This window comes from Bacillus sp. NTK074B, from assembly GCF_017303375.1.
Classification (GTDB): Bacteria; Bacillota; Bacilli; order Bacillales; family Bacillaceae_B; genus Rossellomorea.
Genome location: NZ_JAFKOH010000003.1, coordinates 325,792 through 342,460, shown reverse-complemented (window position 1 = coordinate 342,460; position 16,669 = coordinate 325,792). Strand labels below are relative to the sequence as shown.

General features: G+C 44.8%; 14 protein-coding genes. 12 read left to right on the top strand and 2 right to left on the bottom strand.

The annotated features are described in order from the left end of the window. Positions 1-288: 288 nt before the first annotated feature. From JI667_RS07700 to murC, 4 genes are all read left to right on the top strand, one after another. A complete protein-coding gene (locus tag JI667_RS07700; protein WP_206851712.1) occupies positions 289-3,036 on the top strand; it encodes a DNA translocase FtsK in 2,748 nt (915 codons plus the stop codon). Positions 3,037-3,148: 112 nt separating this feature from the next. Further along, entirely contained in the window at positions 3,149-4,252 is a 1,104-nt protein-coding gene (locus tag JI667_RS07695) for a nicotinate phosphoribosyltransferase (protein ID WP_206851711.1), read from the top strand. An 8-nt stretch (positions 4,253-4,260) separates the two neighbouring features. Beyond that, on the top strand, positions 4,261-4,917 hold the full coding sequence (locus JI667_RS07690) for a hypothetical protein (RefSeq protein WP_206851710.1): 657 nt from the start codon (positions 4,261-4,263) through the stop codon (positions 4,915-4,917). A 160-nt stretch (positions 4,918-5,077) separates the two neighbouring features. Further along, on the top strand, positions 5,078-6,397 hold the full coding sequence (murC, locus tag JI667_RS07685; RefSeq protein WP_206851709.1) for a UDP-N-acetylmuramate--L-alanine ligase: 1,320 nt from the start codon (positions 5,078-5,080) through the stop codon (positions 6,395-6,397). A 198-nt stretch (positions 6,398-6,595) separates the two neighbouring features. Here the strand turns inward: murC and JI667_RS07680 are convergent, their stop codons facing one another. Next, a complete protein-coding gene (locus JI667_RS07680; protein ID WP_206851707.1) occupies positions 6,596-7,711 on the bottom strand; it encodes an aminopeptidase in 1,116 nt (371 codons plus the stop codon). Positions 7,712-7,909: 198 nt separating this feature from the next. Here JI667_RS07680 and JI667_RS07675 point away from each other — a divergent pair, with 198 nt between their 5' ends. The 4 genes from JI667_RS07675 (at position 7,910) to JI667_RS07660 (ending at position 10,124) form a co-directional block, all read left to right on the top strand. Continuing rightward, positions 7,910-8,431, top strand: a complete 522-nt coding sequence (locus JI667_RS07675; RefSeq protein ID WP_206851705.1) for a DUF948 domain-containing protein — start codon at positions 7,910-7,912, stop codon at positions 8,429-8,431. Between the two features lie 16 nt (positions 8,432-8,447). Further along, positions 8,448-8,936 carry a YtxH domain-containing protein gene (locus JI667_RS07670; protein ID WP_206851704.1) on the top strand — a complete coding sequence of 163 codons (489 nt, stop codon included), beginning with the start codon at positions 8,448-8,450 and terminating at the stop codon, positions 8,934-8,936. A 121-nt stretch (positions 8,937-9,057) separates the two neighbouring features. Further along, complete coding sequence (ytxJ, locus tag JI667_RS07665; RefSeq protein ID WP_206851703.1) at positions 9,058-9,372, top strand: bacillithiol system redox-active protein YtxJ; 315 nt, start codon at positions 9,058-9,060, stop codon at positions 9,370-9,372. 197 nt (positions 9,373-9,569) lie between these two features. Continuing rightward, positions 9,570-10,124, top strand: a complete 555-nt coding sequence (locus JI667_RS07660; protein ID WP_206851702.1) for a YtxH domain-containing protein — start codon at positions 9,570-9,572, stop codon at positions 10,122-10,124. Positions 10,125-10,163: 39 nt separating this feature from the next. On the opposite strand, the gene JI667_RS07655 is transcribed toward JI667_RS07660, so the two are convergent. Continuing rightward, positions 10,164-12,320, bottom strand: a complete 2,157-nt coding sequence (locus JI667_RS07655) for a cell division FtsA domain-containing protein (protein WP_206851701.1) — start codon at positions 12,318-12,320, stop codon at positions 10,164-10,166. Positions 12,321-12,524: 204 nt separating this feature from the next. Between JI667_RS07655 and JI667_RS07650 the strand changes: the two genes are divergently transcribed. The 4 genes from JI667_RS07650 to motS all read left to right on the top strand — a co-directional run bounded on the left by JI667_RS07650 (position 12,525) and on the right by motS (position 16,629). Next, positions 12,525-13,601 carry a bifunctional 3-deoxy-7-phosphoheptulonate synthase/chorismate mutase gene (locus JI667_RS07650; RefSeq protein ID WP_206851700.1) on the top strand — a complete coding sequence of 359 codons (1,077 nt, stop codon included), beginning with the start codon at positions 12,525-12,527 and terminating at the stop codon, positions 13,599-13,601. A 429-nt stretch (positions 13,602-14,030) separates the two neighbouring features. Then, positions 14,031-15,029 carry a catabolite control protein A gene (gene ccpA / locus JI667_RS07645; protein ID WP_206851698.1) on the top strand — a complete coding sequence of 333 codons (999 nt, stop codon included), beginning with the start codon at positions 14,031-14,033 and terminating at the stop codon, positions 15,027-15,029. Between the two features lie 60 nt (positions 15,030-15,089). Beyond that, complete coding sequence (motP, locus tag JI667_RS07640; protein WP_206851694.1) at positions 15,090-15,905, top strand: flagellar motor protein MotP; 816 nt, start codon at positions 15,090-15,092, stop codon at positions 15,903-15,905. Beyond that, positions 15,895-16,629, top strand: coding sequence for a flagellar motor protein MotS (motS, locus tag JI667_RS07635; protein WP_206851688.1), 735 nt, complete (start codon positions 15,895-15,897; stop codon positions 16,627-16,629). The genes motP and motS overlap by 11 nt, the downstream gene beginning before the upstream one ends. Positions 16,630-16,669 lie beyond the last annotated feature (40 nt).

The window sequence follows — 16,669 nt, the reverse complement described above, 5'->3', positions numbered from 1 at the left end:
GATACGACGAATGATTGGGTTATTTTACAGAGTTTCGAAGTATTAATCGATACTTTATAAGTTGATTGAAGCGGAAGGTGCTCAACTCACGCCCCGCGGAAAGCGGGCACCTGGAGCGGAAATCAACCAGCACTCACCCATTTGATAAACCAACGTATTACAATCTCTTTACACCTATGTTTGTTTCGACACAATCCTTTAACAATTCTCTTAATCTATCGAAATGACTCGAATTTTTCTCTTTACCTGATAAAATAAATAGTAAGTATGAAAGAAAGAGTGATGTTTGTGAGCTGGATTAAAAAAATATTTGGTAAATTATCAGATGATGAAGAACAATTTGAAGAGTACTATGACGAAAATGACAATGATGTTCAGCAAATCGAACCGCAAAAGACTGAACGTAAACATATAGCAGGGCCCAATCATTCAAGGGATATAGAAGCCAGGATGACATACCAATATCCAAAAGGGAATTTCCGATTCCCCCTAATATCCGATGGAGAGGCGGGGGAACGTCCTAGAAGGGAACGGAGACACCAGAAAGTAGAAGAGAAACCAAAAGAACAAAAGTCGAAAAGTCAAAACCAATCGACAAGTAAACGTAATTGGAAAGAAGAAAGCCCGGCTCCCACCGTCCACACAAAGAAAACGTTAAAAGTGGAAAAAGGAAACAGCCGACCGTTTACACCAACGGAAATTCCGTCCCCCATTTATGGTTTTAAAAATAGACCGATCAAAAAAGAAGAAAGCGTTGAATACGAGCTAAAGAAATTTTTACATAACGAAGAAGAGAAAAAAGAAGCAATCATCGACCATAAAGCCTTGGAGATAGCAGAGGACTCCGTTCCATTGGGAAATACAACTGACGAGTCAGCTGTCCAAGAAATTCGAGAAGAGCCTTCGGATATTCCTTCCATTCAAGATCAAGTGGTAAAGGGAATTCACGAGAAGGAAGCGGAATATCAGGAACCGTTGGTGCATGAAAACCACGTGGAGGAAATGGATTATCAGAATCGGGATGGGTTACAAGAAATCGGCAAGGAAGAAACGGAACACCATGAATATAAAGAGAAAGAAATGGAAGACAGTTCAAAAACCTCAGGTGAACGCATTACTCTCATAACAGACTTGACGAAAGAAGAACCTGATGTGTCCAGGGACCATGAACAGGTACATGAGGTTGATTCACCTGTTGGAACAAGCACTGATTTGGAAACGACTGATGAGGTGACGGAATCTTCAGCTCCTGAGGAGGAGACCATTGATGAAGAACCTGGTGTGGAGGGAAGTTCTCCAGAGAATGAAAGAGAAGGTGTTGAATCTAAAGAGCCAATCAAGGAAGAACCGCAAAGACGAAAGAGATCACATCTTCCTTTTAATGTACTCATGCTGAAGCAGGATAAGCGCCAGATGGATACACGTAAAGCGACAGCTGTTCCTTTCATGGAAAAGCAGAGAACGGCTGCTGAATCAGAACAGAAATCTCCAGTTCAAGAAGCTCGCCGTGAAACACCCGCGGAGGCCCCTCGTCAGTCAGACGAGAAACCGGCTCAACCAAGTCAGGTGCAGGGGGAAGAAGCGGTCAAGAGCTACAGCGAATTAAGCTCTTCATCCAAGAAAACAAGAGACTACGCCTTTCCCGAAATGGACTATCTGATGCCCCCTGTCTCCAAGGAAATGAGCGAAGAGTGGCTCGATTCTCAAAGACTATTACTGGATGAGACCCTTCATAACTTCAACGTGAAGGCGAAAGTGGTGAATGTCACGCAGGGGCCATCGGTTACGAGGTTCGAAGTTCAACCGGATCCCGGCGTGAAGGTCAATAAAATTACGAATCTGACAGACGACATAAAGTTAAGCCTGGCTGCCAAGGACATCCGGATGGAAGCACCGATCCCGGGTAAGCATACGATCGGGATCGAGGTGCCGAACAGGGAGAGCCGTCCGGTATGCATCAGTGAAGTCATTGCAAGTCCTGCGTTCCAAGAGCCGACTTCCCCTTTGACCGCCGCACTTGGACTGGATATTTCAGGCCAGCCCATCGTGACGGATTTGAGCAAGATGCCCCATGGTCTCATTGCAGGGGCTACAGGATCTGGTAAAAGTGTGTGCATCAACTCGATTCTCGTCAGCTTGTTGTACAAGGCATCACCGGATGAGCTGAAGATGCTTCTCATCGATCCGAAGATGGTGGAACTCGCACCGTATAATCGCATCCCTCACCTTGTGAGTCCCGTGATCACGGATGTGAAAGCCGCGACCGCAGCCCTGAAATGGGCCGTGGAGGAAATGGAAAGGCGATACGAATTGTTCGCCCATACAGGCGTCCGGGATATAAAGCGTTTCAATGAACTCGCAAAGCGCAATGGACAATATAGCGATATGCTACCTTATCTGGTGATTGTCATCGATGAGCTCGCTGATTTAATGATGATGTCTCCTGCAGACGTGGAAGAAGCAATCTGCCGGATTGCCCAGAAGGCACGTGCCTGCGGGATCCACTTGATCATCGCCACCCAGCGTCCGTCAGTCGATGTCATTACTGGCCTGATCAAGGCGAATGTTCCGACAAGGGTCGCATTCTCTGTCTCTTCAAGCGTCGATTCAAGAACGATCATAGATGGCAGCGGGGCAGAAAGACTGCTTGGTAAAGGGGACATGCTCTTCCTTGAAAACGGCTCATCCAAGCCTGTCCGCCTGCAGGGTACATTCGTATCCGATGATGAAATCGATGACATCATCCGTCATGTACGAGAGCAAAGAGAACCGGATTATCTATTCCAGCAGGATGAATTGATCAAGAAAGCCCAGGTCACTGAAGAAGAAGACGAACTATTTTTAGAAGCGTGCGAGTTTGTCGTCGATCAGGGTGGGGCCTCGGCCTCAAGCCTGCAGCGCCGATTCAGAATCGGTTATAACCGGGCGGCAAGATTGATGGAAATGATGGAGAGTAATGGAATCATTTCCGAGTCGAGAGGCAGTAAACCAAGGGATGTCCTCATTTCCGAAAGTGAATTGGAGACATTGGCATAGACTAGTACAAACATTTAATACATGGTATTCTGTTTATATCTGTCCAGGTTAAGGACGCATAAACAGAATACCTATTATTTTTGTGTAGGAAGAGCCATAAGGAGCACTAGAGATGAAAGAGATAGAATTGAAACTTCAAGGAAAACTCAACAGGTTGACCAATCATACATTCAAGTTTGACGAAAGAATCAAGGATGGCTGGTTTTCAGCTGTTTATTTTTTGAAAACAAAAGAAATCGCCAAGAAGAAAAAGCCGGATGCTTATGTCACCATGCAATTCTTCCAGAAGACCCACGCCGTGATATGCGGGACCGATGAAGTCATTGCCCTTTTGCACACGTTCGCTGATAATCCGGAGAATCTTGACATCCATTCTTTAAGGGATGGAGACCAGATTTCCCCATTTGAAACGGTGCTGACCATCAAGGGCCGTTATCAGGACTTTGGTTATTTAGAAGGCATCATCGACGGAATCCTTGCGAGAAGGACGTCCGTTGCGACGAGCGTTTACAATGTCATGAAAGCGGCATCCCTATCTGGTAAACAAAAGCCCGTCATCTTCATGGGTGACCGTGATGATCATTTCACCCAGCAGGCTGGAGACGGATATGCAGCCTTCATCGGGGGATCCACAGCACAGGCGACCCACGCCATGAACGAATGGTGGGGTAAGAAAGGGATGGGAACGATGCCCCATGCCCTCATTCAATTATTCAATGGCGATATCGTCGAGGCAACGAAGGCGTACAAGGAAACATTCACAGAAGACGAGCTCATCGCCCTTGTGGACTACAATAATGACGTCATCACCGACTCCCTGAAGGTCGCAAGAGAGTTTGGCCAGGAATTAAAAGGGGTAAGGGTAGATACATCAAGAATGATGATCGATAAATATTTCCTCAGGAATCAACACGTACTTGGAACCTTTGATCCACGCGGGGTCAATATGCAGTTGATCAATGCATTGAGGGATGCCCTGGATGAAGAAGGGTACAAACACGTCAAGATTGTTGTATCGGGCGGTTTCAATGAAGACCGCATCCGCCGGTTTGAGGAAAATCAGGTACCAGTCGATATGTACGGAGTAGGCAGCAGTCTATTGAAGATCCATGTCGGGTTTACAGGTGACAATGTCGTCATTGATGGTTCGCCTGAAGCGAAGGCAGGTCGAAAGCTTCGCCCGAACCCCCGTCTGGAAAAAGTAGAATTTGAATAGGTGAGAACATGCAAGAGCAGGAAAGCACGTTAGATCTTGAACAGTTCAGGCAGAAAAAGCAGAAAATCGCTGAGGGACACATCGAAGATCTCTATCGGAAAGCGTATGAATATGCGTTGAAGGAAACCAATATAAGGGAAAAAGTACGGGCTAAGATGATATTCACTAAACGCTTTCTTCACCACGATGAAGGAAGGATGAGTCCAGGAGTTGAAAAGCTGTTCCAAGAATGGTTTCTGTTCGATTATAAAACCATCTTGGGACAAACCTTATTCTTTCAATTCCTTCAGAACCATCCGTTGCATGAATCGACTAAGTTTCTTGGTGCTGTCATGTTGACAGCTGCCTGGGAACCGATTCAAGTGGTGGAAAAAGACGATCGGACAATCAATTGCCGGACGTTGATTCAAGGCGATGAGTCTTCGGTTAAAATAAACCATGTTTGTATAGAGATGGAAATTACAGAAGGCCAAGTGTACTTCGTGAGGAAAGTCCCGCTGGTGACACATCAGTGGATCATAGGTCCTGTATTTTCCATGAAATCAAGCGATGTGACACAAAATCTGAAATCGCGTTTTAGTCAAATGAATCAAAAAACTGGGGTATTATGGAGAACATTTCTAAAAGAAGAAGCCCCTCACTTTATTCTCCCCAGTCTTTCGTAGCTTGTGCATGGTCAGGGATTTTAAAAAATGATATAATGTTTCAAGTTGAAGAAAGTTCACTTTCTTCTATACTCAAAATATCGAAAGCTAAAGACCGATGGCAAAATAAATATTCATTTCATATAATGCTTTTAGATAGACGATTGTTGGAGGTTCTATTATGACGATATATCATTTCGTAGGAATAAAGGGGTCGGGCATGAGTGCGTTAGCCCAAATACTCCACGATATGGACTACGAGGTCCAAGGATCTGACGTAGATAAATATTTCTTTACACAGAAAGCCCTGGATGAATCCAATATTAAAATTCTCCCTTTCCAGAAAGAAAACATTGGGGGAGATATGCACGTGATTGCAGGGAATGCATTCCCTGATACACATGAAGAAATCCAAGAAGCAGTGGAACAAGGCCTGCCTGTGACCAGGTACCATAAATTCCTTGGTGACTTTATGCAAAAATTCACAAGCGTAGCGGTAACGGGCGCACACGGAAAAACGTCCACAACCGGATTGCTGGCTCATGTCATCAGCGGCGCAAAGCCAACTTCCTTCCTGATCGGGGATGGGACGGGAAAAGGTGAAGTCGATGCGCAGTATTTCGTATTCGAAGCATGCGAATACCGACGTCATTTCCTATCTTATTTCCCTGATTACGCCATCATGACGAACATCGATTTCGATCATCCCGACTATTTTGCCAATGTGGATGACGTCTTCTCTGCGTTCCAGGAGATGGCTATGCAGGTGAAAAAAGGAATCATTGCTTGCGGTGATGACGAGCAGTTGCAAAAGATCCAGGCTCAGGTACCGGTTGTGTTCTACGGCTTCGCTGAAGAAAATGACTTTCAGGCAAGAAACGTGTCAACGGATCCGACAGGTACATCATTTGATGTATTTGTACGTAATGAATTTTATGCTGCATTCAAAATCCCGACATTCGGTGACCATAACATCATGAATGCTTTGTCCGTCATTGCCATTTGTCACTATGAGGAACTTGATACAGCTGTCGTTCAGGAACGCTTAAGCACCTTCAAAGGTGTCAAACGCCGCTTCTCCGAAAAAGATGCCGGTTCACAGATCCTGATCGATGACTACGCTCATCATCCTACTGAAATCAAGGCAACCGTAGACTCGGCAAGACAGAAATATCCCGATAAGGAAATTGTAGCTGTCTTCCAACCGCATACATTCACACGTACGCAAACCTTCTTGACGGAATTTGCAGAAACATTGAGTCTCGCTGACAAAGTGTATCTCTGTGAAATCTTCGGTTCCGCACGTGAAAACCATGGTAAACTTTCCATCAACGATCTTGCAAGCAAAATCGAAGGATGCGAAATCATAGATGAACAGGACACGACGGCCTTACTCAAACATGAAAATGCAGTGCTAATTTTCATGGGGGCAGGAGACGTTCAAAAGTTCCAGCAGGCATATGAAGAAACGCTTGGGGAGCAAGTGAAAGAAGAAAGTTAAAGTGAAGGACCGGTTCTTTTGGGAGCCGGTTTTTTTGCGTTTGGAGATGGGTTTGAATTGAAGGATTGATAGGGAGGTTCTGGAAAATCCAGGGTGGGAATCAGCTCCAGGACACACCCCAGCTCCCAGCAACTCAACCCTTCCACCCAAAAACTGAAAAAAAACCCACCGCCCAAACCTGGCGATGGTTCAACATTCTTACTTCAAATTCTCCGGATTTAACACGTCAAGCTCTTCAATGACAAATCTTCCATCTTTTCGTATCAAGACATCATCGAAATAGATCTCACCGCCACCGTACTCAGGACGCTGGATCATGACCATGTCCCAGTGGATGTTGGAGTGGTTTCCGTTATAGGCCTCTTCGTAACATTCTCCAGGTGTGAAGTGGAAGCTGCCGTCGATCTTTTCATCGAATAGGATATCCTGCATCGGATGCTGGATGAACGGATTCACACCAATGGCGAATTCGCCTACATATCTTGCTCCTTCATCCGTATCGAAGATCTTGTTGATGCGGTCTGTGTCGTTTGCAGTCGCTTCTACAATCTTACCTTCTCTGAATGTCAACTTCACATTTTCGAAAGTGAATCCATTATAAGGTGAAGGCGTATTGTATGAGATGACACCATTCACGGAATTCTTCACAGGTGCGCTGTACACTTCCCCATCAGGGATGTTCAGTCGTCCGGCACATTTTACCGCAGGGATGTCCTTGATGGAGAAAGTAAGGTCCGTCCCTTCCCCGACAAGTCGGACCTTGTCTGTGTTGTTCATAAGTTCAACGAGGTTGTCCATGGCTTTGTCCATTTTACTGTAGTCCAGGTTGCAGACGTCGAAGTAAAAGTCTTCGAATCCTTCCGTGCTCATGTTGGCAAGTTGGGCCATGGATGAAGTCGGATAACGAAGGACAACCCACTTCTTCTTGGGAACGCGTATTTCTCTATGTACTTTCTTTCCAATCGTCTTACCGTGGATTTTCATCTTGTCGTCCGGCACATCGGACTGTTCGCTTATATTATCACCAGCACGTAAACCAATGTAGGCATCCATCTGCTCCATGACGGTGGCTTCGAAGCCTGCGATCATATCATATTGTTCTTCCTGGGCCCCCATCAATAATGCACGATCGACTGCGTGGTCCTTGATGGATACGAAAGGATATCCGCCTGCAACATATGCTTCCTTCACAAGTGCTGTTACGAGCTCCCGCTGCAATCCGAAGTTTTCAATCAATACTTTTTCTCCAGGTTGCAGTTGTACGGAATACTGAATTAAATTTTTTGCCAGTTTTTCAATGCGTGGATCTTTCATTGTTTTTCCCCCTTGTATATGGTCTATTTTATTGTACCCTAAAATGGAAGCGGATGAGAGAATCAAACGGTCAAATGCTGAAATAAGAAATTTTTTATTTTTTCATGCAGGATTATTCCTGGCGAAGGAGAAATACTAGTATAATGTTTAATTGTTTATCATAAGGGTAAAGAATTTCTATACATGGAGGTGTGTCATATGGAAATCATTCTTTATCTGAGCGTTGCTGTAATAGCCGTTGCATTTTTTATTTTAGTTTTGAGCGTTATGAAGACTTTGAAGTCCCTTGGCTCGACCCTGGACAGTGTATCGACTACATTGACCGGACTTGAAAGCCAGCTTCAAGGAGTAACAAAAGAGTCTACTGAACTACTACATAAAACAAATTTATTAGCTGAGGATATCCAGAAGAAGTCTGAGGATCTGAACACGGTTGTTTATGCGGTAAGGGATGTAGGGCATTCCATCCAGAACCTTAACAACTCGGTGAAAAAGGTGAGTACTTCCATTTCAACTGAACTGGAGCGCAACCAGGGTAAGATTTCACAGGTGGTTCAATGGGGAAATGCATTCATTGAGTTAAAGGACAAATGGAAACAAAGACAGGAAAAACAGCCAACACAACCTGATGTTGCTGATGTAGCTGTTCCAAACCAAGCATCCAAGGAAGTTCGATCTCGAGAAAAATTAGTTAAAAGAGCAAGATCTTATAACAATTAGAGAGGGGAATTTTTACATGACTCAACAGTACAATCAAAACCAGAACCAGAACCAAAATCAGGCTAACGACAGCAATAACATCAATTCAAAGGATTTTATGATCGGAACGCTTATCGGGGGAATCGTGGGTGCGGCAACAGCTCTATTATTGGCTCCGAAATCCGGTAAGGATCTTCGCAACGATATCAATGAGCAGGCTGTCGTGATCAAGGAAAAGACAGGTCAGTGGAAAGACACGGCAGTGGAAAAGAGCAATGAGCTGGCAGCGGTGGCAAAAGAAAAGTCATCTGCCCTAACAAAATCAGTACAGGAGCAATCCAACAATGTGGTTGGAAAGCTGAAAACATACCGTTCCAATAATAAAGAGCTGCAGGAAACCAATGATGAACTGCAAGCTGTTTCAGTAGGGGAGACTTCACCTGCAGAAGAAACAGAAAACGTGAATCAAAAGCTCGAAGAAACGAAAAAAGCGTTTGATGAAACTGAAAAAACATACAATCAATAATTATTGATTCCAGGGACGGTGAAGTGATATGATTACTTCACCGTTTTTTTGTTGAGAAAATAGGCCAGGATTTCAACGGCTGAAGATCACATACAGTTCTAGAAAAGGAAGGATGAACAAGATGAAAAAGATTGAAACCGTCCAGGAGTTTGAGCAGCTATCTGAAACAAATCCACGATTTTTCTTTATGAAGCACAGCTTGACTTGTCCAGTGAGTTCAAATGCATACAGCGAATACCAGTCATTTTTAAACAAGCGAGAAGAGGAAGACGGCTATTACTTAGCCGTGCAAGAGGCTAGGGAATTATCCCACCATATCGCCGAAAAATATGGCATCAAACATGAATCGCCCCAAGCCTTCCTGTTTATCGATGGTAAGCCGGGCTGGAATGCTTCACACTGGAAGATCACAGAAAGTGAATTGGATAAACTCTAAGGAATTGGACTCTGACTTATTCAGGGTCTTTTTTTGTTTTAGGAGAGCCTCTTTGGAAGAGCATTGGCAAATCATAATCAGGGAAGAAGTCATTTTCTATTGAGATTTTTTGGTAAATTCCTCCTATACGTTTATTCCTCTTCTCACAGGGAACGTAACATATAAGATAAAAAATCAAATAAATGGAGGAACAATTCATGACACAGCCTGTACCTTATGAAACCGGAACACGAAACAATACGAAAGTGAACGGTAAAAGAAATGGTAAGCTAGTAAGAGGAATCGTATTGGGAGCCGTCGTAGGTGGAGCCATCGCCATGCTTGATAAAACAACGCGAAAGAACGTGACTTCCCGAACAACTGACATGAAGGATTCCACCATGGGCATGGTTGCCAAGGTGAGAGAGAATCCATCTGGAGTCGTGAATGACTGGCAGGATCGCCTGAAGACAGCGTCCGGCGTGTTGAAGGAAGCCATCAATGATGCGCAGAGCCTGTACGAAAAAGTAAACGATGATGTCATCGATCAAGTCAATCAAATCAAAGATGATTCAACAGAAATGATTGCTACGACGAAAGAAGCGGCAGAAGAATTAAAGGATATCGGAGGCAAAGTGAAAGAGGCGGGAGGAGAAGTGACGGGAGAATCCACTTCCACTCCAACACAGCCAACAAATTCCGTATCCACAGAGGATCAACATATCCATCCAACCAACCGTACGAGCAGTATCCCCGGGCAAGTTGGATCATAATAAAAAAACTGGCATAAATGCCAGTTTTTTTGCTTTCTATCAGCGTGTGGTCTGTGGCCATATAATCTCAAGTTCGTCACCCTGATGGATTTCTTCATGAAAAGTCGTTTCCATACCATTTTTCAAAAGGACGAAACGTCCATTTGAATGAGGGGGCATATCGATTTCCACTTCGTTAAATAAGTCTTGAAAAATAAACGAGCCTGGCAGATGTTCTGTTATTTCGATCGAATCACCGTGGAATACTTGATCATCCATTTCGAGCTTCCTGCCGTTACGTGTGATCCTGGAGCCTTCTTTCTTTAGGGAGATAGCCTCTCCGTTGAACCTTATGCGAATACCGGATTCCAAGTCGATCTGTTTTTTAATGAGAAGATCCTTTACGGTGGGAGTGACAGCGGGTTTGAATGAAATCATATCCCCCTCCTGGATTTTCACAGATAGCTTAGCTTCGACCCCGTTAATGAGTAACTTACCGCTATAAGCCGGGAAGAATGTATCTACCCCGTTCATGGAGAGGCGAAATGGTTTGGTGCTCTCCAACCAATGGTTATAGCCCATGTGGGTAAGAAGATCCATCAGGGTTTCGATCAATTGTATTCGAATCACATCCCGGTCATGTATGTAGTCGTCCACTGACCCGGTCTGATTATTTCTGAAGACAAGGGGTGAGAGCAGATACGGCTTATCGTCTATTACAATTTGTTTTGAAGAAGAAGTATCTACAAGGTCTCCAATCGTAACATGCGGGGAGGAGCCGTCCCTCCCTTTCCGAACTGTGATTCTGTCATGATTCTCAATGGTTTCATCAAGCGCACTTGGCCGGCCGTTCTTCTCAATGAGAGGGGGCTCGCCATGACCACCCGGCAAAGTGATATCCTGCCCATTGACGTTTACGAAATAAGCCTTCCCTGGTATACCATGCCACTTGGTTAACTTCAGGCCAGCAGCAAGAATGCAGTCACCGACAGTCAGATCCTTCACTTCGAACAATCGGACAGGCTGGTCATTCACATGTGCCGTTACGTATTGAACAGGTGCCTGTTTCGCTGCGATGGCGATTCCGATTGGTGTGACGAGCTCCGGACCTTTTGTCACATCATCCGATAAGGTGACATTCTGAATGGCGTCCACGCCCCTTACGGCTACGCGATTGTGAGGCAGCTCCAGGGATGAAGCGAGTCTCATGGGAAGCTCGGGTGTCAAGCTGCCACCACCTACAAGCATAACGGCCTGGGGAGGCTTGCCATTATTTAATCGAAGGATTTCCTTTGAGATTTCACCGGACAGACGGTCCACGGCAGGTGAAATTTTCCCTACCACTTCTTGTGTTGCGACACTCGTTTCAAATCCGAGAATATCGGTTACCGTAATCTCATCAGAGGATCGGAGCTGCCTTTTCACCTGCTCTGCCAATGGAAAGTCGAGGAGTAATTCATGGCTGATGCTTTCCGTTATTTCGTCTCCCGCTGTAGGCACCATCCCGTAAGCGATGACGGTACCCATATTGGTGATCGCGATATCGGATGTCCCCGCTCCAATATCCACAAGAGCGACGTTCAGGCGCCGCATGGACTCAGGGATGAGCACATTGATGGCGGCAATCGGCTCCAGTGTCAGTGCTTCCATTTCAAGATCGGCACGATTCAATGCAGCAATCAGGGACTCCACGACGACACGGGGAAGGAAGGTGGCGATGATCTCTACGCTCGCTTCATCTCCCTGCTGATCGATCAGGCTCCCGATCTCCTCTCCATCCAACCGGTAAAAGAGGACGGAATAACCTACACAGTAGTAATGGTAGCCTTTCGCATTCTCTTGCTGTTCTGCTGCTAATGCCTGTGCCTGTTGAACGGCGCTCAGCTCCAGGTGCAGGATATCGTTTTTCTGAAGAAGGGGTTTTCCCTTTATTGTGGAGGTGGAAAGAGCCGTTTCCGTTTTAAGGGCACGTCCGGCTGCTGCCACACACACTTTCTGAAGGGGACCGTGTTTCTTTTCCAACTGCTTCTTGATGGAAGCGATGACCTCTGCAACAGCAGGAACGTCATGAATCTGCCCATCGAGCATGGCTCTCTTCTTATGTTCTTCTATTAATATATCTGAAACTTGAAATATTCCGTCTATTTCTTCCAAAATGATACCCACAACAGATCGGGTTCCGATGTCTAATGCAAAGATTTTTTGCTTTTTTTTCAATTCGTGTTCACCCACTTTAGCCTATTCTCATACTATACTAAATACTTTAGCGCTTAAAAGCGTCTAATTAATAAAGAATTTTATCGTGACATTTTAGATGTGTTCTATTATAATAAGTTTCAATATCAAAAATGTATCATACTTTCTTAAAACTATAACAGTTTTTACGTATGAACAGGATAAAAAAAGAAAGGGTGCTGTATTGTGAGTAATCAAGAGCTCGATCAATTACGAAAACAAGTCGACGAGATGAACTTAAAACTATTAGACACCATCAATGAACGTGCTAAACTAGTTCAGGAAATCGGGCGTGTCAAGGAGACTCAAGGAGTATACCGCTATGATCCTGTTCGTGAAAGAGGCATGCTTGACTTGATCAAGGAAAATAATGATGGTCCATTCGAACATTCGACCATTGAACATATTTTTAAAGAAATCTTCAAAGCCGGTTTGGAGCTTCAAAAAGACGATCATCGTAAAGCATTGCTTGTTTCCCGTAAAAAGAAACCTGAGGATACGATTGTCAATATCAATGGTGAAGCCATTGGAGATGGAAAACCTCATTTCGTCTTCGGTCCATGTGCTGTAGAATCGTACGAACAAGTGGCGGCAGTGGCGAAAGCCGTGAAGGCTAAAGGGTTGAAATTGCTTCGAGGCGGAGCGTTCAAGCCGAGAACATCACCTTATGATTTCCAGGGCCTTGGAATCGAAGGTCTCAAAATTCTTAAAAAAGTGGCAGACGAATACGATCTGGCTGTAGTCAGTGAAATCGTCAATCCTGCCGATATCGAACCGGCACTTGAGTACATCGACGTCATTCAGATCGGTGCGCGTAATATGCAAAACTTCGAATTGCTGAAAGCAGCCGGTTCTGTGAAAAAACCCGTATTACTTAAGCGTGGGTTAGCTGCTACGATCGATGAATTCATCAATGCAGCCGAATATATCATTTCACAAGGAAATGGTGACATCATCCTGTGTGAACGTGGAATCCGTACGTATGAAAGAGCGACAAGAAACACTCTGGACATTTCAGCTGTGCCTATCCTGAAGCAGGAGACGCATCTGCCGGTTTTCGTGGATGTTACTCACTCTACTGGACGCAGGGATTTACTTCTCCCAACGGCTAAAGCCGCTCTTGCCATCGGTGCAGACGGAGTCATGGCAGAAGTCCATCCTGATCCTGCCGTTGCCTTATCCGACTCGGCTCAGCAGATGGATCTTGATCAATTCGATCATTTCTACCAGGAGCTGTTGAAGGGCAGAACGATAGAGGTATAAAATAATTGAAAGGCTGAATCCTTTTTTGGGGGATTCAGCCTTTTTGACGGTTGAATAGAGGTGCTGGCTAAGCAGACTGATTCGGTTATCGGCGAAATTTCCATTTTATCAGCGAAAATCCCATTTTATCGGCGAAATATTGTTATTATCGGCGAAACCCCATTTTCACTTCCATGTCCACACAAAAAAGCCCAACCCAATTCCCCGCCACTGTGCTATAATAATCTTTTGCACAAAAAGCATTCACATTGCAGGAATATAAAGACTATCGTATGATTATCTACATAATTGCAGATAAATAACCTATATAGACACTAATATGAACATAAATATGTGCATTTTTTAACAAACTATTGTAATCGCTTTTTTCTTTAGGTTTATTTGGTGTAGAATAAGGTAAATGAGTAGAAGAGTAAAGGAGTGTAAGCTATGAACGTGACAATATATGATGTAGCGAGAGAAGCCAATGTATCGATGGCGACGGTTTCCCGTGTCGTGAACGGAAACCCGAATGTGAAGCCGGCAACAAGAAAGAAGGTATTGGAGGTCATTGATCGACTAGGATACCGTCCGAATGCTGTCGCAAGGGGCCTTGCGAGTAAGAAGACGACGACTGTCGGAGTCATCATCCCTGATATTTCAAATATATTCTATGCAGAACTGGCACGTGGGATTGAGGATATCGCCACGATGTATAAATACAACATCATCTTGAGCAACTCGGATCAGAATGTCGAGAAGGAACTTCATCTGTTGAATACGATGCTCGGGAAACAAGTGGACGGCATCCTGTTCCTTGGAGGACATATTTCAGAAGAACATGTCCAGGAGTTCGAACGTTCTCCTGTGCCGATCGTGTTAGCGGGTGCAGTGGAAGAAACGAACAAAATTCCTTCTGTCAATATCGATTACAAGGCGGCTTCCTTTGATGCAGTTTCTGAACTGCTTGAAAAAGGTCATAAGCGCATCGGATTCGTAAGCGGTCCATTCCACGATACGATCAACATGAAGTTCAAGCTGGAAGGATATAGAGAGGCGCTTGCCAAGGCAGGCGTTGAATACAGTGATGACCTCGTTGTAGAAGGCGAATACACATATGATTCTGGCCTTGAAGCATGGCAGAAGTTCTCTGCGCTTCCGGACAAGCCGACAGCCATCTTCGTTGGGAATGACGAGACGGCCCTTGGTGTCGTTCACGGTGCTCAGGATCAGAATGTGTCCATCCCTGAAGAAGTAGAGGTTATCAGCTTTGATAATACAAGACTGGCCCTTATGGTCAGACCTCAACTGACTTCAGTCGTGCAGCCTTTATATGATATCGGGGCAGTAGCGATGAGATTATTGACGAAATACATGAACAAAGAAACAGTGGATGAATCGACGGTTGTTCTTCCTCATCGACTTGAGCACCGTAACTCAACAAAATAAGAAGTTTGTCGATATAATGGATAAAGACAAACAGAACTTATTCTTGTAGGGAGAGTCAAAATGAAAAAGCTTGATGTTCTTACACCAATCGGGGTTGTAGTAGGGTTTCTATTCGTTGCGTTCGCCATCATTTCGAATGCAGGCGTGACCGGCTTCCGTTCCTTCATCGATCTTCCGTCCATGCTCGTTGTCATCGGCGGACTGATTGCGGCCATGTTGGTGAGCTTTTCGATGAGGGAATTGAAACAGCTGGGTAAAGTGATGAGAGAATCCTTTCGTGATGTGGAATATGATCTTCACGATCTGATTCGTACGTTCGTCACATTATCTGAAAAAGCTAGACGTGAAGGTCTTCTTTCACTTGAGGCGGAAGTGGAAATGGTCGAGGATCCGTTTATCAGAAAAGGGGTCTTGCTCGCTGTCGATGGAATCGAGCAGGACGTCATCATCGACATTATGAATGCTGAAATCATTGCATTAGAAGAAAGACATCGCAAAAACAAGAGCTTACTCGATAAAGCTGGGGAATATGCACCTGCCTGGGGGATGATCGGGACGCTGATCGGTCTTGTACTGATGTTGAAAAATCTGAATGATCCGTCGTCATTGGGCCCCAATATGGCAATTGCTTTACTGACGACCCTGTATGGATCGTTACTTGCAAATCTTGTGTTCCTTCCCATGGCATCCAAGCTTGCGATGAAGACAGAGAAAGAAGTATTCATGAAACAAATTGTGATAGAAGGCGTCATCGGGGTACAATCCGGTCAAAATCCGAAAATACTGGAAGAGAAACTAAGGGTTTTCTTATCCCGGGAAGAATTGCAGTTATACTCTCTCAAGGGAAAAGGAGGGGCACTGCAAGATGAAGCGTAGGAGGAGACCGGCATCTGAGCCTAAAGGCGCTCCGAAATGGATGGTTACGTTTTCAGATCTTATCACATTGATTCTGGTATTCTTCATTCTATTATTCTCCATGTCTCAAATCGACATCGTGAAATTCAGGACCATCGCAGATTCCTTTCAGGAGCGGCAGATTCTTGAATTTTATCCTTCTGTTATCCCTTTTGATGATCCGTCGGCAGAGCCGGAAAAGGAATCGGAGGTCTCACAACCGGAGGGAAGTGAGGATGTTCAGGATTTAAACTCTCTGCTTTCAACTATTCAAAGCTATTTGAAAGAAAATAAATTGAGTGACGTGATCGTAGCAACCAGAACGGAACGGGGAGTCGTGCTTGTACTTCAGGAGCAGGCACTGTTTGACTCCGGTGAAGCGACGGTCCTCGAGGAGGCTTATCCGTTCTTGAATAAAGTAGCTGATCTTTTAGCTGAGATCCCGAACTTTGTAAAGGTGGAAGGGCATACGGATAATCGTCCGATTGATACATACCGTTTCCCCTCGAACTGGGAGCTCTCCTCTGCAAGGGCAAGCAGTGTGATCCGTTATTTAACCCGGACCGAGAATTTGGATCCAACACGCTTCATTGCCGTCGGTTATGGGGATACACGCCCGATTGCACCGAATGATACAAGTGAAAATCTCCAAAAGAACAGACGGGTTGAAGTGATCATCACCGATCCCCAATTTGAGGAACAATAAAAAGCAAGGACTTCTATATAATAGTAGAGGTCCTTGCTTT

Bases quoted from the DNA above. Each gene is read 5' to 3' on its own strand.
- JI667_RS07690 (WP_206851710.1), top strand. From the start codon at position 4,261: ATGCAAGAGCAGGAAAGCACGTTAGATCTTGAACAGTTCAGGCAGAAA.
- JI667_RS07660 (WP_206851702.1), top strand. From the start codon at position 9,570: ATGACACAGCCTGTACCTTATGAAACCGGAACACGAAACAATACGAAA.
- ytxJ (WP_206851703.1), top strand. From the start codon at position 9,058: ATGAAAAAGATTGAAACCGTCCAGGAGTTTGAGCAGCTATCTGAAACA.
- JI667_RS07670 (WP_206851704.1), top strand. From the start codon at position 8,448: ATGACTCAACAGTACAATCAAAACCAGAACCAGAACCAAAATCAGGCT.
- JI667_RS07695 (WP_206851711.1), top strand. From the start codon at position 3,149: ATGAAAGAGATAGAATTGAAACTTCAAGGAAAACTCAACAGGTTGACC.
- JI667_RS07675 (WP_206851705.1), top strand. From the start codon at position 7,910: ATGGAAATCATTCTTTATCTGAGCGTTGCTGTAATAGCCGTTGCATTT.
- murC (WP_206851709.1), top strand. From the start codon at position 5,078: ATGACGATATATCATTTCGTAGGAATAAAGGGGTCGGGCATGAGTGCG.
- motS (WP_206851688.1), top strand. From the start codon at position 15,895: ATGAAGCGTAGGAGGAGACCGGCATCTGAGCCTAAAGGCGCTCCGAAA.
- JI667_RS07680 (WP_206851707.1), bottom strand. From the start codon at position 7,711: ATGAAAGATCCACGCATTGAAAAACTGGCAAAAAATTTAATTCAGTAT.
- motP (WP_206851694.1), top strand. From the start codon at position 15,090: ATGAAAAAGCTTGATGTTCTTACACCAATCGGGGTTGTAGTAGGGTTT.
- ccpA (WP_206851698.1), top strand. From the start codon at position 14,031: ATGAACGTGACAATATATGATGTAGCGAGAGAAGCCAATGTATCGATG.